This is a genomic window from Bacillus sp. UMB0728 (genome assembly GCF_002858875.1).
GTDB lineage: Bacteria > Bacillota > Bacilli > Bacillales > Cytobacillaceae > Bacillus_AB > Bacillus_AB infantis.
The window spans coordinates 422,508-446,954 of sequence record NZ_PKLA01000004.1 but is presented as its reverse complement, the minus strand read 5'-3'; the positions used below and the strand labels follow the sequence as shown (position 1 = coordinate 446,954).

Sequence of the window (24,447 nt, the reverse complement as noted above, 5' to 3'; positions counted from 1 at the left end):
GGAAAGCAAAAGGGGAGACTCTTTTGCTTTTTTGTTCATTAAGATGAAGTTGGGGAAGGAGCTGACCACATGGGGAAAAAAAGCCATGCAGAGGGTATATGCGAGCTCTGCGGACGTAAGCCTGTCGCAGTGACGGTCCATCATCTAACACCGAAGGAGTTCGGCGGAACATTCCTGCCGACGGCCAATCTATGCATTCCGTGTCATAAGCAGATCCATGCTTTATACCCGAATTCTGAATTGGCAGTGAGGCTGAATACGATCGAACTTTTGAAGGATGATCCCCAGATAGCCAAGTATCTGAAGTGGATTAAAAAACAGCCTTCATCAAAGCTGACGAAGGCTAAAAAATCGAATGCAAGAAAAAATTGAGATTGCAAAGGCTGCTGTTATGACGCCGGAAGGCACGGAAGCCCTTAGTTATTCCCGACGTTTGGCTGATCTATCAGATTGGTGTCAAGTACATTGCTGGCATTGAGGCCGTTATTTGTGATGATGAATCCGCCCGTATTGAAGGCGCCCTGGCCGCTCGTTGATTTGGAGTTATTTTTTGGGGAGATGTACAGGGCATCCCCGAATTGCACAATTCCCCCTCCAACGTTGACAATCTGCACAGGTCCGATGATTGCAGGCATTGTACCACTTCCTTTTTTCTGGCATTGCTTCTCCGCCCCTTCGGTCAGGTTTCCTGAAGAGGCAGGAGCTGGCGGATATGCTTGACGCGCGACTCCATAGAAACATGGCCGCTGTTTCCGATATGAACCAGTGATGAAGCTGATATACCGATAATATCTATGGAATCCACTTTAATGGCTGGTTTGCCCTGATGTACATACATTTGAAGGGGATCTTCAAGGGCTGGAAGGGGAAGGGGCTCTGTAAAGATAGAATAATCACTGTACCTTCCCTCATTTGCGAAAAAGACCTCAGCTTGGCGCTGTACGGCAAGCGCTCTTGAAAACGCCTGTATAAACTCAGAATCTCCCACCTGCAAGATGGAGGAAAAAGAGACGGTATCCACATTCAGTTTATTGACTATTGCTGTTCTCTGAAGCATGTCATCACTCCGGAGTCAGCGGCACGAAGGGTCCTATTATAAGGGATTCCGCCGGAGTATCAAAGGTTGAGGCAAGCTGGATGGTCTGGGTGTCACCGACCATGAGCAGAGAGGAGCTTGATACACCGAGTACGCGGATGCTGCCTACATTCAAGTCTCTGTTATAAACCTCGAAGTTCATTCTTTCTTCATCCCTTTCATATTTTCGGGCAGATTCCCAAGGAAGGCTTTCACTCCGTTGCGGATCTCCCCTTTTATCAGGGAAGCTGCCTCTTTCCACCAGCCTTCGGGATTCCTTGCCATCTGCTGATTATTTTGAGCCTGCTTCACATAGTAATCAACCCTGCTGGGCAGCTGTTTTTTAACATCTTCTTTTATGAAAGAAAGATAGGAAGAGTCCGCCTCCATATCCAGAGCAGCGGCTGCTTCTGCAAAGACTTGCGGCAGATCTTTCTCAAGGAAAGCTTCGATATCTTCCTCAATTTCCACGATTCTTTGCATCTGCCCCTGCGGGTTGGCCGGAACAGAGACATTGCTGCCTTTAACGGCAAAGTCTTCTATTCCCTGGAGCTCCGACGGATTCAATCCGATATTCAGTGTCCCTTCCAAGGTTTCAACCTTCAGCTGGTCGAATTTGTATTCAATGGTATCAACCTGTATCGGCGGGCGGTCTTTGAGTGCAATCAGCTGCTGCTGCAGTTCGCCGGCCAATTTCTCCAGCTTTTTGATCCTGCTGTCCTGATACTGGACAAACTGATGGAGTTTCTGCATATACGTGTAAAAATCCTGATTCAAGCGGCCACCCCTTTTCTTGTATAGTTTTCCTGGACGTTACCTGGCATAAGCGGGGGCACTCGGCGTGAGGGGAACTGCCGGCGCTTCGATTGGCGTTCCCCCTGGAGACGATGCCTGGGGTGCAGGCTCCAAGAATCCCCCGGTATTATACAAAAAGGAAGCAGGCTTAATGATTCCTGCACTTCCAATCTGGAAGACTGATGAGTTAGTCAATCCGCCTATACGAATGTTGTTAATCTGTATTGTTTGCTGTATATAGAAATTCATAGTATCACCCTATGTCAAGCATTGAAATAATTGCCCTGATCGACCCCGTCCTGGTCAAACGTATTGGTCGTGCTCTGCCTGTTATAGACATTGAGACCATCTCCGGTATTGAACGAGCCAGCGCCGGAAAAGGTTTTGGCATTGGAAAGAGGCATGATTTTGTAGACATCCCCGATATGGAAGACAGAACTGCTTCCGATTGATACTACCTGTGCGACTCCTACGATTGCCGGCATATTAAAACATCCTTTGACTATTGGTTTCTGTACTATCGTATGTGCCTATGGCAGGAGTGTGATAAAAAAGCCCAAAATAATGGTGCTGAAGCTATCCTGCTGTGTAATTAAAAGTAAGATATGATAAAATGACAGTAAATTCAGACTTTTAAGGAGGCTGCTTATGCAAGTACCATTGCTGCTCACACAATTCTTAGACCGCGCCGTTTCGCTGTATGCTGATAAGGAAGCCATTTTTGCCGATGAACGGAGCTTTACCTACCAAGAATTGGGCAGCCGGGTGAACAAGCTGTCATTTGGCTTAAAGGGGCTTGGGGTGGAAAAAGGCGACAGGATTGCCTATCTTGCGCCGAATTCAGTGGAGATGTTGGAAGGGTTTTATGGTGTTTTCCAGACAGGCGGCATCATGGTCCCGCTTAATATCAGATTGAAGCCGGAGGATTATCTTTACATACTGAACCACAGCGGGGCGAAGGTCCTGTTTGCCGATCAGGATCTTTATCATCTTATCCTGCCGGTCAAGGAACAGCTCCAGACAGTTGAAAAAATTATTGTCCATTATAAAAATGACCAAACGGCAGAAGTGGGATATGATGATTGGCTCAAAGAGCAGCAAGAGGGCCGGTTTCCCCGGGTGCAGCTGGATGAGAATGACGTCTGCAGCCTGCTGTATACAAGCGGAACGACCGGAAATCCAAAGGGAGTCATGCTCACCCATCGGAATAACTATCTTCATGCTTTAAGCACGATGCACCATCTCAGGGTAACCGACAAGGACGTCCTTGTTCATGTGCTCCCTATGTTCCATGTCAACGGCTGGGGGTCGCCTTTCTATTACACTGCAAACGGCGCATCCCAGGTATGCCTGAGGAAGGCAGATCCTGAAACCATCTTCCAGGCTCTGAGGAAGCACAATGGGACAGTCCTCCATATGGCGCCTACGGTTCTTAATTCGCTGCTGCAATATCATGGCAGCAGCAAGCTGCCGGCAGGAGGAGATGTTCGTGTAGTCATTGCCGGTTCTGCACCTCCGCCGGCATTTGTTGCAAAGGCAGAAAGGGAATTGGGATGGGAATTCATCCAGGTGTACGGAATGACGGAATCTTCCCCGCTCAGCACAATTTCTTCTATCCGGTCCCATCTATCAAATCTGCCGGAGGAAGAACAATACCGAATGAAAGCAAAAGCCGGCTATAGCATGATTGGCTGTGAAGTGAAGGTTGTTGATGAGAACGGAGAAGCTGTCAGGTATGACGGTAAGCAAATAGGTGAAGTGATCACAAGAAGCAATGGAGTCATGAAAGGCTACTGGAAGAATGAAGAGGCGACGATGGAAGCGATCCGCGGCGGCTGGCTTTTTACAGGAGATATGGCCACTGTGGATCTTCACGGCAATATAGATATTGTAGACCGAAAGAAGGACATCATCATTTCCGGAGGGGAAAATATCTCTTCCATTGAGGTGGAAGGGGTGCTCTATGACCATCCGGCTGTACTCGAGGCTGCTGTCATTGCCGTGCCTCATGAAAAATGGGGAGAAACGCCGCATGCCTTCATTGTGAAAAAGGAAGATGCAGAAATAGCCGCAGAAGACTTCATCCTGTTTACCAGGGAAAGGCTGGCTCATTTTAAAGCTATAACAGGTGTGACCTTCGTGAAGGAGCTTCCGAAGACCGCATCCGGAAAAATACAGAAAATCCGGCTCCGTCAAGAATACTGGAAGGCTGACGGAAAAGGCGGGCGTTTTGTCAACTAAAGCAAACATGAGAAAGGGCCGCGGACTGTGGCCTTTTTTTATGGCAAAAAGGCTGGCTTGGCAAATCCTGGTGGACTTTCTTAGCCTGCCTATCTATTATTAATAGGTAGACTATGAAAAGGAGATTTGTATGCCTGATAAATTATTGCCTGTACAAGAAAAAGACCGGATTGCTTCACTTGATATGATGAGGGGCTTTGCTATACTTGGCATCTTCCTCGTAAACATGATGTCCTTCCACTCCCCGCTTTTGTATCTGGATCCTCATCGATGGTGGGACAGCTCTCTTGATAAAGGAGTATATGCTTTCATCGATATTTTTGCCCAAGCGAGCTTCTATCCTTTATTCTCCCTTTTGTTCGGATACGGGGTGATCATTTTGAGGGAAAGGGCAATAGACAGGGGCTACAGCTTTGCGGCCATAGGGTCAAGAAGATTCCTTGTCCTTCTGGCAGCGGGCATTCTGCACGCATTTCTCATCTGGCATGGAGATATACTGGTGAATTATGCGGTATTCGGCCTGATAGCCCTATTATTCTTCCGGTTGTCCGGGAAGGCTCTTCTGATAACGGGAATACTGCTGTATATCCTGCCCAATCTGCTTATGGGCCTGCTGATGCTGGTGACAGTCCTGTTTGTCCCGGACAGCGAAACTTCTTTATATGACCTGGAATCAGCAGTCTCATCGAGTGAAGTATACAAGGACGGGACATTTGCGGAAATCACATCACAGAGGATCACAGATTGGTATATGGTAAATAATGAGGTTTCATTCATCATCCTGCTCCTGTCGATTATGCCTCTTTTTCTGATCGGAGCCGGAGCGGCAAAGCTGAAGCTGCTGGAAAAGCTGGCGAACTTCCAAAAGAGGGCAGCCATTATGTTTGCGGTGTTCTTTGCCGCAGGACTGTTGATCAAACTGGTGCCTTATATTGGTCCTGACAACCTGGCAACAGAGTATTTCCAGGATTTGTTCGGGGGCCCGCTCCTTGCTGCCTCCTATGCAATTATGATTGCGCTGCTGGCTGATACGGAAAAAGGCAGCCGTCTGCTGATGCCGCTCACTTGGGTAGGGAGGATGTCATTGAGCAATTATCTATTTCAATCGATTGTCTGTACTTTGATTTTTTACGGCTATGGCCTCGGTTTTTATGGAGATATTTCTATGGCTGGCGGCACGCTGCTTGCAGTTGGGATCTATCTGTTCCAAATCCTTCTAAGCAGGCTATGGCTTACCAGGTTCAAGTACGGTCCGTTTGAATGGCTCTGGAGAAGCGCCACCTATCTGTCAGTGCCGCCGATCAGGAGAAGCAAATGAGAAAGGCCATCATCATCGGCTCTGCGGGGGCAGGTAAATCAACCTTCGCTAAAAGGCTTGGGGAAATGACCGGTATTGAAGTGATCCATCTGGATTCCCTTTTCTGGCACGAGGGCTGGGTGCCGACGGAGCGGGAGGAATGGATCCGGATTCAGAAAGGTTTGATGCGGAAGGAGCAATGGATCCTTGATGGAAACTATGGAGGAACAATGGACATGAGGATGGAAGCATCTGATTCTATCTTCTTTCTGAACTATTCTACAGTCCGCTGTTTGTATGGAGCCCTGAAACGAAGAGTCATGAATCATGGCCGCACAAGGCCGGATATGGCAGAGGGATGCCCGGAACAGCTCGACTGGCAGTTTTTAAAGTGGATTGCCCGCTATAAGAAGGATAATGCACCGGCCATCCTTGCCAAACTTTCCGCTGCGAAAGGGAAGGAAGTATATATATTCCATAGTCCGGAGGAAACAGAGGAATACCTTCTCAGTCTTACCCGGCCTTAGGAATGTGCCTGCAGGAAAGCCCTGCTGGTCTCTTTCTGTCCGCAGTTTTCCATCAAGGCGCTTTCAGAAAATTTGTATTATACTAGAAATATAAAAAGATAGAGGTGATGACGTTGAGATTTGCAACTGCTGAAGATGGAAGAGGTGTTTTTATCGGGGTCCTGGAAGAAGGGACTGATCTGATTCTTCCCCTCGCTAAGGCGGAAGAAAGAAGGGGCGGGATCAAGGAAATCCCTGAGTCGCTCCTGGAGGCAGTCTCCATGGGGGAAGAATTTGTACATAATGCAAGTGAGCTCCTGAATTGGGCCAAAGGCAATGAAGCAGGGAAGGAGCTTCTGCTTCCGCTCGAATCAGTGAAGCTGCTGGCCCCAATTCCGAAGCCCGTCAAAAACATATTATGCGTGGGGAAAAACTATGCTGAGCATGCCATTGAAATGGGAAGCAAGGATGACATACCTGAGCATATCATGGTTTTCACAAAGGCGCCGACATCTGTTTCGGGTCCGGAAGAGGAAGTGCTTTCGCATGCGGGAGTGACGGAGCAGCTGGATTATGAAGGCGAGCTGGCTGTTGTGATCGGAAAGGCTGGGCGGGGCATCAGTGAGGAAGAAGCCCTCAGCCATGTTTTCGGCTACACGATCATCAATGATGTAACGGCCAGGGATCTTCAGGCAAAGCATAAGCAATTTTTTATTGGAAAAAGCCTTGATTCCACCTGTCCGATGGGTCCATGGATTGTCCATAAATCTGCCATTGAAAACCCAGGCAAGCTGGATATTGAGACAAAGATCAATGGGGAGGTAAGGCAAAGCTCCAATACGGAAAACTTCATTTTTCCAATTGAGGTCATCATTTCCGAGCTATCAAAGGGAATGACCCTTGAGCCGGGAGATATCATTGCTACTGGCACACCCGCAGGGGTAGGGAAGGGATTCAAGCCTCCGCGCTTTCTCAACCCCGGAGATGTAATGGAAGTTACCGTGGAAAAAATAGGGACGCTCCGCAACAGGATAGAGGGTTAAGCTGGAAAATATGATTTTTTTAACACAAATGTCACAAAATCATGGCCGGCTCTTTAAAGCGCTGTGTTTATCTTAGGCTTTTCCATGCAGATATGGTATGATTTAAACGAATTTTTAATAGGAGGCCTGGTGAATGACACACGCTCATATTTTTACCTGGGTTGTAGCACTTGTCTTATTTTTCGCAGCGCTTGGAATGCATAACAGCGGCAAAGCAAAAGGTGTAAAGGTCGTTCAGATGATCTTAAGGCTCTTTTACCTGCTGATCATCGGTACGGGCATTTGGATGCTGACTTCGGGGATCAATATCGATCTTCTGTATGTACTGAAGGCACTTCTTGGCTTATGGGTGATTGCCATGATTGAAATGATCATCATCCGCACTACAAAAGGAAAGAAAACTTCCATCCTATGGGTCCAGTTCGTTGTGGCTGCCATTCTGGTTATCTACCTCGGACTGAGGCTGCCGCTTGGATTCCATCCTTTTGCATAAAAAGCACAGAACAAAAAAACTGCTCCGGCAGTTTTTTTGTTTGGGTCTGTATAGACCGCTCCTGCCGTATTTTCCTCTTCCGGCTCCTCTTCTAACATGCTGCGAAAACATCTATTCATACAATATTTCTATAATAGCAATGTTATCTAACGGTAAATATGGTATTTTTATCATATAGATAAAATAACATAATTGTGGTGGAGATCATGATATTAACTTTAAGCTGTAGATATATACATAAAAGCAGGCTGATTCAATATATACAGGAAAACGCAATCGGTGAATATCCTAATGTCCTTGTGCAGGTATTCTCAGGTGCAGAAGACTGCAGGGATATTTATGAGATACAGGAAACAATGAAGGAACATCTGCCTTCTGCAGCCATGATCGGCTGTACTTCTGCGGGTGAGATATACAATGGGAAAATGCTTGAAGGAGAGACGGTCATCACTTTCTCATTATTCAAGGAAACCCAGGTGAAAACAGGACTGTTTAAAAGCGGGGATTACAGGAATCCATTTGAAATGGGCAAAAGCATTGCCTCGGCGCTTGCCTCATATGATGCCAAAGCCTTGATCCTCTTTTCGGCTGGATTTGACCTTGATATGCAGGCAGTCCTTGATGGTGTATATGATATCCGTCCTGATATAGCAGTTGCAGGAGGAGCGGCAGGGAATCACAGGAATATGGCTGAAACTGTTGTCTTTGCCGGCGGAGAAACGTCAGGGAGGGGAGTCTCCGCGGCTGTGTTCCAGAACGAAGGGCTTATCGTTGAAGCGGGCAGCAATTACAAGTGGCAGGAAATCGGCAAAAGCTTTAAAGTCACAAAAGCCCGGCATAATCAGATTTTTAGCATTGATGATAAGAAACCGCTGCAGATTCTGAAGCAATATCTTGGGGAAGAGCTCGTCAGGGGCCTGCCGGCATCAGGGATTGAATTTCCCTTTCTGCTGGAGGGGGATGAAGAAAAGGCCTCCATTTTTATAACAAAAGTTTTGGAAAATGGGGCAGTTGAAGTAAATCGCCCTGTAAAAGAAGGACAAAAGCTTGCATTTGCTTATCAGAATATTGATGAAATTATCGAGGCATCTGTTAAAGATCTGCGAAATTTGGCGAGGAAGCCTGCTGAAGCCTTTTTTGTCTATGCATGCCTTGCAAGAAAAGGATTCCTTCTTGATTTTACTCATAAGGAGCTGTCGTGGTTACAGGAAATTGCTCCTGTATCAGGACTTTTTACATATGGAGAAATTGCCGCAAAGGAAGATGGTCCTCCGAAGATGGTGGGACATGCCTTCACATACCTTTCCATCAGAGAAGGAGTGCAGCATGTGACGAAGGTCCGCAAAGGGTTTGGTCAATATGCCAAACCGAAGCATTTCCGTACACTCTCTGCTTTGACCCATCTGATGCATGCTTCCAAGGATGATATAAAGATGCTGAATAATAGTTTAAGTGTTTCGGAGCAATATTACCGGTCCCTTTTTGACAACAACGCCGATTTTGTCTATTCGACAGATATGCAGGGCAATTTTACAAGCATTAATCCAGCCTTTAAGCGTAACTTCGGGTTCAATGAAAAAGAGGTGATCGGGAAACCGGCGCTCAGGTTCATCGACAGCCGGGATGTGGCCAGGGTCAGGAGGCATTTCTACCGGACAGTGAATGGTAAAGAGCAGTATTATAACCTCGAGATACAATCAAAAAATGGGGCCAGGAATCTTTATGAACTGAAGAATATCCCAATTACTGTGGAGGGTGAGCCTGCAGGCATATACTGCATCGGAAGGAATATCACCGAGCAGAAGAGAATTGAACAGGAAATGACCCAGCTTGCTTATTATGATAAAGATACAGGGCTGCCAAACCGCCTGAAGTTCATGGAAGAACTTGATGATCTGCTGCAGAAGGCAAAGAAGAAGAAGCGCCCGCTTGCTGTTCTTTTTATGGATATAGACCGCTTTAAACTGATTAATGACAGCCTGGGACATTATGCCGGCGACCAGATACTCAGGCAGATAGCCGGAAGGATTGAAGCAATCCTCCCTCCCGGATCCTTTTTCGGCCGGTTCAGCGGAGATAAATTTACGCTTATCCTTGCGAAGGAGGCGGACTCCTCCCGGGTCACGAAGCTGTCCAATCATATTCTGCAGGCAATTTCCTCCCCAGTCTATTACGGGGAGCAGGAATTCTTTATAACCGGGAGCATAGGTGCCAGCCTCTATCCCGGTGATGGACATGAAAAAGAAACATTGATGAAAAATGCCGATATTGCCATGAACCGTTCAAAACATCAGGGGGGAAACAGGCTTACATACTATTCGACGGAGATGAATGAGCAGACGCTGCTTAAGCTGGAACTGGAGAGCTATCTGAGAAAAGCCCTGCAGAAGAAAGAGTTCTTTCTCTGCTATCAGCCCCTGACCAATCTCGAAACCGGTGCCATATATGGGAGCGAGGCGCTGATCCGCTGGAATCATCCGAAGCTTGGACTGGTATCTCCGGGTGATTTTATCCCGCTGGCTGAAGAAACCGGGCTGATTAATGAAATAGGCCATTGGGTGCTGCAGACCGCCTGCAGACAGACGAAAGAATGGCATAATAAGGGGCTCGGGAGCTTAACGGTGTCTGTTAATGTTTCTGTACATCAGTTCCAGCAGCCGGGTTTTGTGCATAAAGTCCTTCAGGTATTGAAGGAAACAATGCTTGAACCGCAGTTTCTGGTGCTGGAGCTGACAGAAAGCTCAATGCTCCGGAATATGGAGAACAGCATCCTTGTGATACAGGAGCTTCAGAGGAACGGTATAAGGGTCGCCATTGACGATTTCGGGACTGGCTATTCCTCTTTGAGCTATTTGAAGCATTTGCCTATAGATGCATTGAAGATTGACCGATCTTTCATAGATAATCTTCGATCCGGCTCGCCTGATATTGCCATTGTGAATGCAATCATCACCATGGGGCTAGGCCTGCATGTCAAGGTGGTTGCCGAGGGAGTGGAGACCGCAGAGCAAATGCGCCTGCTGAAGGACTTGAAATGCCATTTTGCCCAGGGGTTCTTTATACACAGGCCGCTTGGCGCTGAACAGTTTGAAGAAGAGCTTGGCAAAAAAGCTGCTTTGAATCTGTCCTAGATTATTCAAAGAACTGGATCCGTATAGGGGGGAGAAGTATGTCAGGAGCATGGATCTTGATCATTCTTATTGTTGTGCTGATTGTAATCACTTATGCTGTCCAGGCATTCGGAAAGTATAGCAGCCATCCGGTTTTGTCCCAGAAAGAAGTGCTCGAAGCTATAAAAAAGCGAGAAAATGAGGAAGCAGCCGGAAAAAATCCTGACGGGTTTTGAAAACTTTTTGGACGTGGTGCTGCTGTCTGATCGGCCGTCCAGGCTGTAGTACTTGAGTTTGAAGGAGGACCGGATGATGCCTTTTTATATACGATTCCTGATTATGGCGGCTATTTGGGCCGGTCTGTTCTTTTTCATTGAAAACACAGCCCGCCCCATTTATCTCTTCAGCTGTTCCTTATCTTTCGCAGCTTATTTCCTGCTTGCAGTCACTGAAAGGAAGCTCATCCTTTATTCCTTGATGATGCTCAATCTCCCTCTGATTGCCATTTACTTGGATAGGTCTGCATGGCCTTTTCTGCTGTTGGCCGCGCTTTTTTACTTGTACGAAGCAGCCCAGTCGATCCGGCCGGCCGCTTTTTACAGCCTTCTGGGCGGAACAGCCTTACTGGCGGCCTTCACCATGATTTTCCTCAGGCCTTCCGTCATAGCGGTCACGCTGGCCATTGCCGCACTGAGCGTGGGATATGCCGCCTGCATCGGGCTGAATTCGGCGCGCTGCAGACTTGAGGAGCTAAGGGAGCTTTATGATCAGGTGCTTGAAGAATACCGGAAGGCCAAACGGGTGGCTCTTAAGAATGAAGGGGCAGCAAGGGCAGAAGAAAGGACAAGAATTGCACGGGATATCCATGATTCTGTCGGACATAAGCTGACAGCGCTGGGAATGGAAATGCAGAGCATGCTGCTTAAGGAGCATAACACCAGCATTGCCAGAATGAAGCATACAGTGGAGGAATGCCTGGAGGAAACCAGGAGGGCAGTACGGGCCCTTAAATCAGAGGCGATTGAAGGAATCCCTGCCATCATCCAGCTGGTGAGGAAGCTGGAGAGCGAAAGCAGCCTGCGGATCCGTTTTACAACAAAGCAAGGGGTCTTAAGCCTTGTCCTTCCTAATATACATAGCATAGCTTTATATCGGATCATTCAGGAGGCTTTGACGAACTGCCTTAAATACAGCGAATCTAGAGAAGTTGATGTCATTCTGGGTGTCTCCCCTGTTGGGGGGGTATCCTTTGAAATCAGGAATGTCTTTCATAGCCCAGGCCCCATTCACGAAAGCTTTGGCCTTAAAAGCATCAGGGAAAGGGTCCATGGGGCAGGAGGCACTGTCCAGATCTATTGTGATGGCAGCCAGTTTGTCATCATGGGGTCCATTCCTGTAAAGGGGGATAAAAATTGAATAGGATATTAATAGTTGAAGATCAAGTGATTGTCAGGCAGGGGCTGAGGATGATCATTGAACAGGATGGTGCCTTTTCTGTAGCCGGTGAAGCGGAAAACGGCCAGGAAGCGATAGAAAAGATGGAATCCCATGGAGCAGACATTATCCTGATGGACATCCAAATGCCCGTCATGAATGGCATAGAAGCGACCAGGATGATCAAAAAAAGGTGGCCAGCCGTAAAGATACTGATTTTGACTACTTTCAATGACGAAGATTATGCACTGCAGACTTTAAGGGAGGGAACAAATGGGTTTTTGCTGAAAACCTCTGACGGACCCCGCCTGCTGCAATCAATCAGGAGCTGCCTGGAAGGCGGCATCAGCATCCATGAACAGGTTGCGGCTAAAGTTATGCCGAAGCTTCTGGACCATTCATGCCACGGAGAGGCAGAAGTTCCGCTTACTCCCAGGGAACGTGATATTGCCAGGCTAATCGGGCATGGAAAAACTAATAAGGAAATAGCAAATGAGCTGTATCTGTCAGTGGGAACAGTAAAAAATCATTTGACCCAGATTCTGCAGAAGCTGGATCTGCGGGACCGGACACAGCTTGCGATTTTTGCAGTCAAGAATGATATTCTCTAAGATTGGCAGATGTTTTTAAAAACAAGTATGGACAGGGATGGCGGGCCAGTCTCTAGTTTGCCTCATTCTGCAATATATTGCGAAAAAAATCAGGGGCTATAGGGATAGCCCCTTTTCCATGCCTGTTTATCGGAAATCTCCTTGAAAAGTGACGGAGGTCACATCGGGAGGCTGGTTTTAATGACGGAAGACAGTAGTGCGGCTTTCCATTGAAGCTGTATATTGAAGGTAATAAGGGGGAGATGGAATGCTGGAGGCTGTAGAGCTTATAAAGAAATTTAAGAATAAAACCGCAGTGAATGGCGTGAATTTATATCTGGAAAAAGGAGAAACTGTAGGGCTCCTTGGCCCGAATGGGGCGGGCAAATCAACAACCATATCGATGATTTCATCCCTTACATCGCCAACGAGCGGGGATGTAAGGGTCAAAAATGAAAGCATCCTCCAGAAGCCGTCCGGACTAAGGAATATCCTCGGGGTCGTCCCGCAGGAAATTGCTCTTTATAATGAACTGACGGCAAGGGAGAACCTTGAATTCTTTGGGAGGATCCACCGTTTGCCCAAACAGAGGCTAAAACAAAAAACAGAAGAAGTACTGGAAATGATCGGCCTAGAGGACCGGGAAAAGGATTTGGTAAAAACATTTTCAGGAGGCATGAAACGGCGCCTGAATATCGGTGCTGCGCTCCTGCATGAACCAGAATTGGTCATTATGGATGAACCTACCGTAGGCATCGATCCCCAGTCCAGGAATTATATTCTTGATACTGTAAAGCGGCTCAACAGGGAAAAGAATATGACTGTCCTGTATACGAGCCATTACATGGAAGAGGTGGAATATCTGTGCGACAGGATCTACATCATGGACCATGGGGAAATCATCGCTTCCGGGACAAAGGATGAAATAAAAAGCATCCTCTCTGCTGAACAGGCAATCAATATAAAGGTTGACCTGATGAGAGGGGAATTCATCCGCCTGCTGGAGGACCATGCCGCAATCAGGCAGCTGTCTGTACAAGAGCAGACTGCGACCATCATCGTTCCTAAACAGGTCCATCTGCTGAAGGATATATTCCGTTCAGCTGAGCAAACCGGCACAATTGTAACAGCTGTCAATATAGAACTGCCTACCCTTGAAGATGTATTCCTGCATCTGACCGGACGGCAGCTCAGGGATTAGGGGGGAAGGATATGCTTTTTCAAATGATCAAAAAGGATCTCCTGCTTTTTTGGCGCAAGCCGCGTGAACTGATCATCCTTCTCCTGATGCCGTTTGTATTGATCTGCATCCTGGGGAATGCGCTCGGAGCGCTGAACAGCGATGAAATCCCGGATCTTGATATCAAGCTTGCAGTATGGGTCCAGGATGATTATGAAGCTGGTGCCGCAGAAGCAGCCGCCATGATAAAGAATTTCCCTATGCCCGATGAAGCGAAGGAAGAAGCTGTAAATGCAGTGGAAATGTTCAACCCTGCCGCCATATTGATTGAGGAAGTTTTCGGCGATGAAGAATTCAGCCGGAGCATCGGCGTGGATTATATTTCAGAGGAGCTGGATTCAGAGCGCCAGGAGGAATACAGCGCGATGCTGACGATTCCGTCAGGCTTTACCACAGATTATTACCGGCACAGCCTGTTGAAGGAAGGTGACCTTCCGGAGCTTGAATTGCAGCTGAATGATTCAGATGCACTCAGGGCAGGGGTAATACGTGATTTTCTGGCCAATTTCCAGGAGCAGATCTCCTTAGGGCAGGGAATCCAGACGCTTGGGATTTCAGCTGTTGATATCAAGGAGGCTGGCATCGATGAACTTGGCGCAATTGAATCTGTCAGCAAAGTAAAGGATGTCAGCTCTGTCAGCTATTATGCCATTGGAATGAGTATGATGTTTGTCTTCTACGTGGCAACCACGGCAGCCAGCTTTGCTTATACCCAGAAGGAAGAACATCTTTACAACAGGATTCTTCTTGCGGATGTTCCCAATTCTATTTTCTTTTCAGGCATCTTTTCTGCTGCGGCCATCGTTTGTTTTTTGCAGCTGAATATTCTTTTCGGCCTGTCGGCACTCATTTTTGATGTATCTTATCCTGATATCATGGACTATCTGATCATTACAGGCGTCATTTCTATCATGATTGGAAGTTTTGCCAGCCTGCTTTCTGCAGTAAACTATCGAAGCAGTTCAGAAAGGGCCGGCCGGGTGTTTGGCAATTTTCTTGTCCCTGTATTTGCTTTTGTGGGAGGGAGCTTTTTTCCTGTTTCCCAGCTGGGCGGCATTTTTGAAAGTCTTGGGTCTTATTCGCCCGGGGGAGCGGGGATATCAGCTTACATGAAAATCCTTCAGGGCTATCCGCTTGGAGAAACGGCCGGACAGCTCTGGTCCCTTGCTGTATTTTCTGCCATACTGCTGTTCGCTGCACTGCTGTTGCAGCCTAGAAAGGGGGAGGCGGCATGATTGGAATGCTATGGGGGAAGATCCTCCTGACATTGAGGAATCCTGGTGCTTTAATTGCCTCTACGATCATCTGCATGGCGTTTGCCTATCTTACCGGGCAGTCCGCATTTGTGAAAATAGAGATTCCGATGTATTCTTCGGCAGATGGAAGCAATGAGGAAATCATAGAAGAGTTGAACAATGGAGATACTTTCTCGTTCGTCCTGCAGACTGAAGACGAGGCAAAGAAGAAAGTGGCTGAAGGAAACGCGGAGGCTGCCTTGGAGCTTGGTCAGGATTCCTATGTAATTTACCATGCGGGGGCTTCGCAAAATCTGCAGCTGCTGAATCAGTATATCGGACGCTATTATATGAAATCAGTGCAGGAACAGCAGATTGTCCAGCTTGCTGACGATCCGGAAGCTGCTGAAAAGGTCTTTCAGAAGGCGGAAAAAGAACCGGCCTTTCAGCTTGGCCTATCCTCTTTCAATCAGAAAGATGCTGCTGAATACAGCCAGCCGCTGCAGTCTTTATTCGGCTTTACTTTATTCTTTTCCATTTATACGGTGGCTTTTACTGTTGCCGAGATCCTTCGGGATAAGCAGTCCGGACTGTGGGACCGGTTCATCTTATCACCGACGTCTAAAGCGGAAATGTACATGGCGAATCTGCTTTGGAGCTTTTTAATTGGGTACATCCAAATAATTTTTGTGTTTCTTGTCTTTAAATTCGGTGCAGGTATCGATTTTAATGGAAGGTTCGGGACGGTGCTGATCGCTGTGATTCCGTATCTGTTTTCCATTGTCGCGCTTTCCATTTTCCTGACGGGGCTCGTAAAAACAATGAGCCAGTTCAACAGCATCATTCCTTTGATCAGCGTCAGCTTTGCTATGCTCGGGGGGGCGTACTGGCCGATTGAAATTGTCAGCTCGGAGCTGCTTATCGGCATTTCGCGCTTCATACCTATTACTTATGGAATGGAGATGATGAAGGGAGCTGTAGTGTCCGGCAACTCAATCCTGGATATGCTTTATCCAGTAGCGATTCTCCTATTGATGGGCGTAATCCTCATGGGGCTTGGGATAAGGCTGATTGAGAAGAGACATGTATGAGGGAAGAGAAGATAGAAGAGGCATGGATTATTCAAATCCATGCCTTTATTTCTAAGAAGGAGTAATCTTTTCAATAACGAGTCTTTTTCCTGTGTTGAGTGTGAATTCGAACCGGTCGCTCTTTTTTTCGTAATAGCAGAAATGGTGCTGGACATTGCAGATACATTCCTGGTTATCAAAAACAATGAAGTTGACTCCGTTTTTCCGCTCGCTGTCATTCAGGAAGTTCAAGTGGTTATAGCAGTAAATGCAGTCGAAGATTGAGAATTGAAGTGAATTCAAGGTGGTGACAAATTGATAAAAGGCATCATCATTCACTTCATCCAGCAATCTTTCGAGAGAGAAGGTGAGGTGTTTTTTCATCCGGATGCTGTCCTGGTTTTTCAGTGAAATCACTTCATCCGCAAGTCCGATTCGCCCATTTTCAAATAAGACACCTTTTTTCCACCGCTTATACCGCAATACTTCTATTTCCTGATGGAGGAATTCATCCAATATTGAGGCTTCTTCTGTTTCTTCATCGAAAAAAACCCACTGCTCGTTGATGCATTCGACTGTGCCCAGCGTGAATGCCCGGGTTTGGAACTCATAGAGTTTGGTTCGCTGCTGTCTGTTCATCTTGTACCTCCATATGATTCCTTCAACATCCTTTTTAGACATAAAGTCAGGAATTTATAACCTTAAGCTCTTCCAAAGAATGAAAATCGCTGACTATCGTACTGGCAGGAGTCCTGGTGAATGTTAAGATCACAGGTAAAAAAATAGCCAATCAGTATACTTGAATAGTTTATATATTTACATTGGATCCTTAAGAATGTTCATGAAGCCCTCAAAGGGCAGAAATAATAATAGGAGTTCATGAAAAAGGAGGCAAGCGTAATGCGGCAAACCTAACTTTCTACTAAAGCGGTTCTGTATCTCTGCCTAAATCAATAAGATGGTCAGATTTTCTGACATTATTATTTTTGAATAATCATCCTTACGGGACAATTAACCATTTCCTAGGCCCTGCATACAATGGCATCATGCAAAAGGATGTTACCTGATTTCCGCTGACGAAAGGATGATGAAGAATGTGTGGGATAACGGGCTGGATTGATTTTAGCAGAGATTTGCGAAAAGAGGCTGCAGCAGTCGGGAAAATGGCGGAAACACTTGCAAAGCGCGGGCCGGATGACACAAACATATGGACCGGTATCCATGCGGGATTTGGCCATAAACGGCTCTCCGTCGTTGATCCTGCCGGCGGCAAACAGCCGATGTCCAGGCAGGCAAAAGGCAGCGTTTATACAATTTGCTATAATGGCGAGCTTTATAATACAGAAGATATCCGAAAAGAACTCCTTATAAAAGGATATTCTTTCAGCACTCATTCTGATACAGAAGTTCTGCTGACAGCTTATATAGAATGGAAAGAAAATTGCCTGGAGCACTTGAATGGGATATTTGCCTTTGCCGTATGGGACGAGGAGGAAAATCGCCTGTTTATTGCAAGAGACCGTCTGGGCGTTAAACCGCTTTTCTATAAAGAAACTACAAAGGGGATCATTTTTGGCTCTGAGCTTAAAGCGATCCTGGCCCATCCGGAAGTGCGTACTGAGATTGACCGTGAAGGGCTGGCTGAAGTATTCGGCCTCGGGCCGTCCCGTTCCCCTGGCAGCGGAGTCTTTAGAGGAATAAAAGAGCTTAGGCCAGCCCATGCGCTGGCATTATCAAGGGAAGGGCAAAAAATCTGGCGCTATTGGAATGTGAAAAGTGCGGAGCATACGGACAATCTGGAGGAAACAGCTGAAAAGGTGAGGCATTTATTTACAGATGCTGTCACAAGGCAGCTCGTGTCAGATGTGCCGTTATGCACCTTCCTGTCTGGCGGGGTCGATTCGAGTGCCATTACTGCGGTAGCTTCCCGTGCCTATGAAGAAGAGGGAAAAGGGCCGCTGCACACCTATTCCATCGATTATGAAGATAATGATAAGCACTTTAAGGCAAATGAATTCCAGCCTAACTCTGACGGAGCTTTTATCAGGAAGATGACCGAAGAATTCCAGACCATCCATCACACGAGCATTATCTCTCAATGCGAGCTGGCAGAACATTTGAGGGAAGCTGTCCTTGTCAGGGATCTGCCGGGAATGGCTGATGTCGATTCCTCTCTCCTGTGGTTCTGTAAAAAAATCAAACAGGATTTTACCGTAAGTCTTTCAGGTGAATGCGCTGATGAGATATTCGGTGGCTATCCCTGGTTTCACCGCCAGGATGATTTGAACCGCAGCGGCTTTCCTTGGATGCGTTCGATCCGGGAAAGGCAGCAATTGCTGAAGCCGCATTGGAGGGAGAAGCTCCAGCTTGAAGAATATATGCACAGCAAGTACAGGGAAACCGTTGCTGAGACGCCTGTGCTTGAAGGGGAAACCGCTCAGGAGGCAAGAAGGAGGGAGCTTTTCTACCTCAATAAGATCTGGTTCATGACGACGCTGCTGGACCGCAAAGACAGGATGAGCATGGGAGCGAGCCTTGAGGTAAGGGTCCCGTTTGCTGACCACAGGCTGGTCGAATATGCATGGAATATCCCATGGGAGATGAAGATGCTCGGCGGCCGGGAAAAAGGAATCCTGCGCAAGGCTCTTGAAGGGATCCTTCCGGATGAGGTTTTATACCGCAAAAAGAGCCCGTATCCGAAAACCCATAATCCTGAGTATACGAAAGCTGTAAAGGGCATGCTCTCCGAAATACTGGCAGACAGAAGCTCTGCCCTGTATGAATTCTTTGATGAAGAACAGTTGAAGAACATAACCGAAACAGAAGGGAATTCCTTCCAGGAGCCATGGTTCGGCCAGCTGATGACAGGGCCCCAGCTTCTTGCCCATCTTGTCCAGATGGAAATATGGTTTAAAGAATACAACATTAATATTGCTGATTGACCCTGGAGCCTGCTTTTTGCAGGTTCTTTTCTTTGTATCCGAAGAGACCTGATACCTTAAAGATTGCCAGTTTCAAAGTATCTCTGTATAATGTTTGTATAACTATTGTATAATATCGGAATTTAAAAGGAGGCCAGAAGATGGCTAAAAAAATCGTAATCATCGGGGCCGGACCCGGGGGGCTCACTGCATCCATGCTCCTATCCAGCCGGGGATATGAGGTGGATGTCTATGAGAAGCAGTCATATCTGGGGGGCAGGACAGGGAGCATAAAGAAGAACGGTTTTACTTTTGACATCGGGCCTACTTTTCTCAGTATGCCCCATATTGCTGAAGAGCTTTTCGCAGCCAGCGGCCGAAGACTCTCTGATTATCTGCACCTTAAGGAATTAAAAGAGATGTATGAACTGGTCTTTGAGGATACTGGAATTCATATGACAAGCGACCGGAATGAAATGGTCCGCAGAATAGAAGAAAAGTTTCCAGGGAACGGCAGCGGCTATCTCCGTTTCATGGAAGATACAGAGAGGAAAATGTCAGCATTGATGCCCATCCTGCAATCACGGATGGACAGGTACCGGCATTATTTAAGCTGGAAGGTCATTAAAGCGCTGCCTGAGCTTTCTCTTGGAAAGAGCCTTTATGATGTGCTTTCCCGTTATTTTGACAGTGAAACGCTTCGGCTCGCCTTTACTTTCCAATCTAAATATCTCGGGATGTCTCCTTGGGAATGCCCTGGCGCTTTTTCGATCCTTTCCTTTATGGAGCATGAGTATGGGATCTACCATCCGATCGGAGGCTTGAACCAGCTGGCCGAAGCGATGGCAAAAGTCACCATGGAGCACGGGGGCAGGATCCATCTCGGCAAGGGCGTGAAGAGCCTTTGGATGGAAGGCCGTGACAGCAGGGGCATCATCCTGGAATCAGGTGAGAAGGTACCTGCTGATGAAGTCATCATCAATGCCGATTTTGCCAAAGCGATGAGCACGATCCTGAATGAGGGAAGTCTGAAAAAATATAAAACCCGCAAACTCGAAAAAAAGAAATATTCCTGTTCAACGTTCATGATTTACCTTGGGCTCGATAAGCAGTATGACCTCCCGCACCACACCATCTGCTTTGCCGGGGATTACAAAAGGAATGTAGAAGAAATTACGAAAACACTCAGCTTGTCCGGAGACCCTTCCATCTATATCCAGAATCCATCTGCCACAGATCCGACACTGGCGCCGGAAGGGAAATCAGCACTTTATATCCTTGCACCTGTTCCGAATAACTTCAGCGGCGTTGAATGGGACAGCAGGCAGGAAGAGTTCAGGAATCTTGTTCTGGATATTGTAGAAAGGAAGACCGGCTTTAAAGGCTTAAGGGATCATATAGAATTTGAAAAAATCATCAGTCCTAAAAATTGGGAAGAAGATCTGCATGTCTATAAAGGCGCGACCTTTAATCTTGGGCATCAGCTTTCACAAATGATGGTGCTGAGGCCGCATAACCGATTTGAGGAAGCGGGGAATACATGGCTGGTCGGCGGAGGGACCCACCCTGGCAGCGGGCTGCCGACCATATTGGAGTCGGCGAGGATTACGGCAAAAATGATACTGGAAAAAGACGGGCTGGAATTGCCGGAACAAGATGGCCGCAGCTTGCCGGGACTGGAGGAAGCATTATGAAAACGGCGGTTATCGGCGGAGGGATCGGCGGTATGACATCTGCACTGCTGCTGGCAGACGATGGCCATGAAGTCGTCATCTTAGAAAAGGAAAATAAGCTTGGAGGAAGGCTTGCATTTATGGAGGAAGACGGCTTCCGGATCGATCAGGGGCCAACAATCGTCCTGCTTCCTGATATGATTGAAAGTATCCTGGCAGAAGCAGGGCTTGGGAGGGATCAGTATGAAATGATAAGGCTGGATCCGCTCTATAAAATTACTTTTCCGGACGGAACCGATTATACCAAGCATGCTGACATAGGCGAGCAGGAACGGGAAATAAGCCGGAAATTCCCTGAAAGCCTCGCGGGGTTTCAAAGGTTTATGAAGGATATGGACTATCGTTTCCATACGGGCAGGCCTCAGTTTCTTGAACGCCCTTTTTTGGAGAAGGGAGACTTCTGGAATAAAGAGACACTTTCCTCTTTAGCGAGAATGAACGCCCACAAAAGTGTCGATAAACAGCTTTCATCTTATTTCAAGGATGAAAGACTGAGGATTGCCTATGCCCTGCAGACTTTATATATCGGGGGCAATCCGCTGAGCACCCCTGCCATCTACAGTCTTGTGTCTTATAGTGAGCACAAGCATGGCATTTTTTATGTGAAAGGGGGTTATGCCAGCCTGATTGGAAAGCTTGAAGAACTGCTTAAGAAGAAGGGAATAGAAATCCGCCTTGGGAGCCGTGTTGAAAAGCTGCTCACTGATGGCAGGGAGGCCAAGGGAGCCATCGTCAATGGACAGGAAGAAAAATACGACTCCTTTATCCTCAACGGAGATTTTCCTGTAGCGGAAAAAGAGCTGCTGGACCGCAGGAAGAATTATAAAGCCTCCTCCGGCTGCCTGCTTCTATATTTCGGGATCGGGAAGGTTTATGAAGAAGCGATGGTCCACCAGTTTTTCATCGGCCGTGATTTCAATAAAAGCATGGAGGAGATCTTCAAACAGCAGCAGCTTCCGGATGATCCCTCTTATTATACATTCTATCCTTCAGCGATCGATGATTCCCTTGCCCCTGAAGGGAAAAGCGTCCTTTATGTACTCATACCCGCTCCATCAGGAGAACATATCGACTGGAGCAGCAAGGATGAGTATGTTGACAGGATCATCAGCCGGATTGAAAAGGATAGCTTCCCCGGTCTGCGGGAACATATAGAATGGATGAAGATCAGGACTCCTGAGGATGCTCTCCGCGAGGGACTGTATGGAGGAGGAAGCTTTGGGATAGCTCCTTCCCTGTTCCAGTCAGGTATCTTCCGCCCTCAGCTGAAGCCTTTCAAGGAAAAGAATATTTATGCGGTCGGTGCGAGCGTCCATCCTGGCGGGGGGATTCCTATTGTCCTCCAGGGAGCAAAAATGCTGGCTGACCATATAAAGCATGAGCATAAGAAGAATTCACAAACGGAAGGAGTGTCGATCGTTGGATAAAGCTGCAGCGGCCTATCAATATTGTGAAGAGGTCATTAAAAAGAATTCAGCCACATTTCACCGGGCTTTTTCTTTCCTGCCGCCTGAGAAAAAAAGGGCTGTCTGGGCCATTTATGCTTTTTGCCGCAGGGTTGATGATATTGTGGATGAAGGATCGTGTCCAGAGGAAGAGGTGGCTGCTTTTGAAAAAGAATTTGCCGTATTCCTCGAAGGCGGGCTGCCCCATCAAGATGTTATGCTGTGGACGGCGCTCAGAGATGTGTTTGTCAGCTTTGACATGGACAGCACTCCTTTCTTTGAAATGATTGAAGGTCAGAAGATGGATTTATACAAATCAAGATATTATACTGTCGATGAACTTCTTCACTATTCCTATCATGTGGCGAGTACGGTCGGCCTGATGCTGCTTCCTGTCCTTGCGCCTGAAAATGCGGGACAGCTGAAGCATGGCGCCATTAAGCTGGGGCAGGCTATGCAGATTACCAATATACTTCGCGATATTGGAGAAGACCTCAAAAGAGATCGGGTTTATCTTCCTGCAGCATTGATGGAGAAGCACGGATATAAGGAGGAAGAACTGCAGTCAGGCCAGCTGAATGCCGCTTTTTTCGGTCTGTTCGAGGAGCTGGCGAAAATCGCCGAGCAATATTATGAAGAAGCGCTGGAAACGATCCACTTGTATCCTCCTTCTTCCAGGACGCCAGTCAAGGGTGCTGCCGTCCTTTACAGGGCCATCCTTAATAAAATCCGGAAGAACGGATATAACTCATTTGGAGCAAGAAATTATGTGACGAAGGAAGAAAAAGCAAGGCTCCTCGCTACAATATAAGAAAGGCCTGGCTGCCGCCAGGCCTTGCTGTCTCTTTAGCCGGCAGCTTCTTCCTCCTTGCCGGCCCTGCCGATGAACGATTTTTCCATCCATACTTTGGAGCGCCAACGCCAAAGCATAAGGATGCCCCTCAGCCATTCATCTGCAATGAAGGCGATCCATACCCCAATAAGCCCGAGTCCAAAATGGATCCCGGCGATATAAGAAATGGTGACAGACACACCCCACATGGACAGGATGCCCATATAGACAGGGAACTTTACATCGCCAGCCGCCCTTAGCGAGCTGATGACGACCAGATTGAAGGAACGGCCGGGTTCAAGGATGATGGTCAAAAGAATCAGCGTGCTTCCAACTTTGATGATATCCTGATTGTCCGTAAAGATTCCCAGCAATGAGTCTGAGAAAAAGGTGAAAACGACAGCTGCTCCCACTGAAATCGCAATTGCGAGCTTCAAGCTTCTGATGCACCTTTGATAGGCTGATGCAAATTCTCTTGCCCCGATCATGTGCCCGATCATAATCTGGGTTCCCTGGCTGATGGCGAGGCTGAATAGAAAAATGAACATCATCAGATTCTGGGCATAAACCTTTGCCGTCAAAGCTTCTGTCCCAATCATTGCAACAAAATAGGTGATGACCATCTGAGAGGCGTTATAAGACAGCTGTTCGCCAGCAGAAGGGATGCCGATTTGCAGGAGGTTCCGCAGATGTTCCTTCGGGAAGCGGAAAAGGAGCCTGAAGGGCAGTTCTCCTTCCGTACGCTTAATCAGGACCAGGATGGAAGCAGCAAGGCCGATCGTTCTGCTGACTGCAGTAGAAATGGCCACGCCCTCTACGCCCAGTACAGGAATCCCAAAAGGTCCGAAGATGAAAAGGTAATTTCCGATGACATTCAGTATATTCATCCCGATGGTTATATACATAACATCTCTTGTAAATCCGTAGCTTCTGATGACGGCCCCAATGGTCATGATGAGTGCCTGGACAAAGGAAAAGCCGCCGACGATCACAAGATAAACATTTGCTTCATCCATCAGTTCCGAGGGAAGATCCATCAGCTTCAGCATGGGCTTGCCAAAAATAATCAGGACTGCACTGAGCAGTATGCCGAAGCAAAGGTTGGTCCCAAGGGACACCACCGATATTTCACCGGCTTTCCCAAGCTGTTTTGCACCCAGGTTCTGGGCAACCAGGATGGAGGTGCCTGTTGCTACAAATCCAAACATCACGATGATGAGTGACAGAATTTGGTTTGAAACCCCTACAGCAGCAACAGAGTTATCGGAATACTGGGACAGCATAAGCGTATCAGCATTCCCCATCAGCATATGAAGCAGTATTTCAATGAAAATAGGCCAGGTGAGGGCAAATAAAGTTAAGTTCTTTTTCGGTTGTTTCATTTTAC

At 47.2% G+C, this 24,447-nt stretch carries 25 protein-coding genes; 17 read left to right on the top strand and 8 right to left on the bottom strand.

From position 1 onward, the window contains the following. Nucleotides 1–69: 69 nt before the first annotated feature. Nucleotides 70–372 (top strand): HNH endonuclease, encoded by a 303-nt coding sequence (locus CYJ37_RS18030; RefSeq protein WP_009794016.1) that lies wholly within the window; start codon nt 70–72, stop codon nt 370–372. Nucleotides 373–416: 44 nt separating this feature from the next. On the opposite strand, the gene CYJ37_RS18025 is transcribed toward CYJ37_RS18030, so the two are convergent. The 6 genes from CYJ37_RS18025 to CYJ37_RS18000 are packed head-to-tail and all read right to left on the bottom strand — an operon-like array spanning nt 417 to nt 2,355. After that, nucleotides 417–635 (bottom strand): spore germination protein, encoded by a 219-nt coding sequence (locus CYJ37_RS18025; protein ID WP_009794017.1) that lies wholly within the window; start codon nt 633–635, stop codon nt 417–419. Between the two features lie 44 nt (nt 636–679). Continuing rightward, on the bottom strand, nt 680–1,057 hold the full coding sequence (locus CYJ37_RS18020) for a spore germination protein GerPE (protein ID WP_009794018.1): 378 nt from the start codon (nt 1,055–1,057) through the stop codon (nt 680–682). Between the two features lie 4 nt (nt 1,058–1,061). Beyond that, entirely contained in the window at nt 1,062–1,238 is a 177-nt protein-coding gene (locus CYJ37_RS18015) for a hypothetical protein (protein ID WP_009794019.1), read from the bottom strand. Then, a complete protein-coding gene (locus tag CYJ37_RS18010; protein WP_022543592.1) occupies nt 1,235–1,852 on the bottom strand; it encodes a spore germination protein GerPC in 618 nt (205 codons plus the stop codon). The genes CYJ37_RS18015 and CYJ37_RS18010 overlap by 4 nt, the downstream gene beginning before the upstream one ends. Nucleotides 1,853–1,888: 36 nt before the next feature. Further along, the gene (locus CYJ37_RS18005) at nt 1,889–2,119 is read right to left on the bottom strand and encodes a spore germination protein GerPB (RefSeq protein WP_009794021.1); all 231 of its coding nucleotides are present in this window, start codon (nt 2,117–2,119) and stop codon (nt 1,889–1,891) included. Nucleotides 2,120–2,133: 14 nt separating this feature from the next. Continuing rightward, nucleotides 2,134–2,355, bottom strand: coding sequence for a spore germination protein (locus CYJ37_RS18000; protein WP_009794022.1), 222 nt, complete (start codon nt 2,353–2,355; stop codon nt 2,134–2,136). Nucleotides 2,356–2,518: 163 nt separating this feature from the next. On the opposite strand from CYJ37_RS18000, the gene CYJ37_RS17995 reads away from it, so the two are divergent. From CYJ37_RS17995 to CYJ37_RS17945, 12 genes are all read left to right on the top strand, one after another. Further along, on the top strand, nt 2,519–4,111 hold the full coding sequence (locus tag CYJ37_RS17995) for a long-chain-fatty-acid--CoA ligase (protein WP_094768276.1): 1,593 nt from the start codon (nt 2,519–2,521) through the stop codon (nt 4,109–4,111). 130 nt (nt 4,112–4,241) lie between these two features. Then, nucleotides 4,242–5,429 carry a DUF418 domain-containing protein gene (locus CYJ37_RS17990; RefSeq protein ID WP_101550912.1) on the top strand — a complete coding sequence of 396 codons (1,188 nt, stop codon included), beginning with the start codon at nt 4,242–4,244 and terminating at the stop codon, nt 5,427–5,429. Further along, a complete protein-coding gene (locus CYJ37_RS17985) occupies nt 5,426–5,935 on the top strand; it encodes a DNA topology modulation protein (RefSeq protein ID WP_009794026.1) in 510 nt (169 codons plus the stop codon). Before CYJ37_RS17990 ends, CYJ37_RS17985 begins: the two co-directional genes overlap by 4 nt. Before the next feature lie 113 nt (nt 5,936–6,048). Further along, the gene (locus CYJ37_RS17980; RefSeq protein WP_101550911.1) at nt 6,049–6,957 is read left to right on the top strand and encodes a fumarylacetoacetate hydrolase family protein; all 909 of its coding nucleotides are present in this window, start codon (nt 6,049–6,051) and stop codon (nt 6,955–6,957) included. 133 nt (nt 6,958–7,090) lie between these two features. After that, a complete protein-coding gene (locus tag CYJ37_RS17975) occupies nt 7,091–7,450 on the top strand; it encodes a YisL family protein (RefSeq protein WP_009794028.1) in 360 nt (119 codons plus the stop codon). A gap of 206 nt (nt 7,451–7,656) precedes the next feature. Next, entirely contained in the window at nt 7,657–10,581 is a 2,925-nt protein-coding gene (locus CYJ37_RS17970) for a bifunctional diguanylate cyclase/phosphodiesterase (protein ID WP_101550909.1), read from the top strand. Nucleotides 10,582–10,619: 38 nt separating this feature from the next. After that, entirely contained in the window at nt 10,620–10,796 is a 177-nt protein-coding gene (locus CYJ37_RS27360) for a hypothetical protein (RefSeq protein WP_009794030.1), read from the top strand. Between the two features lie 73 nt (nt 10,797–10,869). After that, on the top strand, nt 10,870–11,976 hold the full coding sequence (locus tag CYJ37_RS17965; RefSeq protein ID WP_101550906.1) for a sensor histidine kinase: 1,107 nt from the start codon (nt 10,870–10,872) through the stop codon (nt 11,974–11,976). Beyond that, nucleotides 11,973–12,605, top strand: coding sequence for a response regulator transcription factor (locus CYJ37_RS17960; RefSeq protein WP_101550905.1), 633 nt, complete (start codon nt 11,973–11,975; stop codon nt 12,603–12,605). The genes CYJ37_RS17965 and CYJ37_RS17960 overlap by 4 nt, the downstream gene beginning before the upstream one ends. A gap of 247 nt (nt 12,606–12,852) precedes the next feature. Next, nucleotides 12,853–13,785 (top strand): ABC transporter ATP-binding protein, encoded by a 933-nt coding sequence (locus CYJ37_RS17955; RefSeq protein ID WP_009794033.1) that lies wholly within the window; start codon nt 12,853–12,855, stop codon nt 13,783–13,785. 11 nt (nt 13,786–13,796) lie between these two features. Then, nucleotides 13,797–15,059: an ABC transporter permease gene (locus CYJ37_RS17950; RefSeq protein WP_101550903.1), complete on the top strand. Its 1,263-nt coding sequence runs from the start codon at nt 13,797–13,799 to the stop codon at nt 15,057–15,059. Beyond that, nucleotides 15,056–16,150, top strand: a complete 1,095-nt coding sequence (locus CYJ37_RS17945; protein ID WP_101550900.1) for an ABC transporter permease — start codon at nt 15,056–15,058, stop codon at nt 16,148–16,150. The genes CYJ37_RS17950 and CYJ37_RS17945 overlap by 4 nt, the downstream gene beginning before the upstream one ends. Before the next feature lie 51 nt (nt 16,151–16,201). On the opposite strand, the gene CYJ37_RS17940 is transcribed toward CYJ37_RS17945, so the two are convergent. After that, entirely contained in the window at nt 16,202–16,768 is a 567-nt protein-coding gene (locus tag CYJ37_RS17940; RefSeq protein WP_022543597.1) for a DUF2777 domain-containing protein, read from the bottom strand. A 455-nt stretch (nt 16,769–17,223) separates the two neighbouring features. Between CYJ37_RS17940 and asnB the strand changes: the two genes are divergently transcribed. From asnB to CYJ37_RS17915, 4 genes are all read left to right on the top strand, one after another. Then, nucleotides 17,224–19,071, top strand: coding sequence for an asparagine synthase (glutamine-hydrolyzing) (asnB, locus tag CYJ37_RS17935; RefSeq protein ID WP_101550898.1), 1,848 nt, complete (start codon nt 17,224–17,226; stop codon nt 19,069–19,071). A 140-nt stretch (nt 19,072–19,211) separates the two neighbouring features. Continuing rightward, nucleotides 19,212–20,744 carry a phytoene desaturase family protein gene (locus tag CYJ37_RS17925; protein WP_101550896.1) on the top strand — a complete coding sequence of 511 codons (1,533 nt, stop codon included), beginning with the start codon at nt 19,212–19,214 and terminating at the stop codon, nt 20,742–20,744. Then, nucleotides 20,741–22,210, top strand: coding sequence for a phytoene desaturase family protein (locus CYJ37_RS17920; RefSeq protein WP_094768265.1), 1,470 nt, complete (start codon nt 20,741–20,743; stop codon nt 22,208–22,210). The genes CYJ37_RS17925 and CYJ37_RS17920 overlap by 4 nt, the downstream gene beginning before the upstream one ends. After that, on the top strand, nt 22,203–23,039 hold the full coding sequence (locus CYJ37_RS17915; RefSeq protein ID WP_101550894.1) for a phytoene/squalene synthase family protein: 837 nt from the start codon (nt 22,203–22,205) through the stop codon (nt 23,037–23,039). The genes CYJ37_RS17920 and CYJ37_RS17915 overlap by 8 nt, the downstream gene beginning before the upstream one ends. 35 nt (nt 23,040–23,074) lie before the next feature. On the opposite strand, the gene CYJ37_RS17910 is transcribed toward CYJ37_RS17915, so the two are convergent. Then, nucleotides 23,075–24,442: an MATE family efflux transporter gene (locus CYJ37_RS17910; protein ID WP_009794041.1), complete on the bottom strand. Its 1,368-nt coding sequence runs from the start codon at nt 24,440–24,442 to the stop codon at nt 23,075–23,077. Nucleotides 24,443–24,447 lie beyond the last annotated feature (5 nt).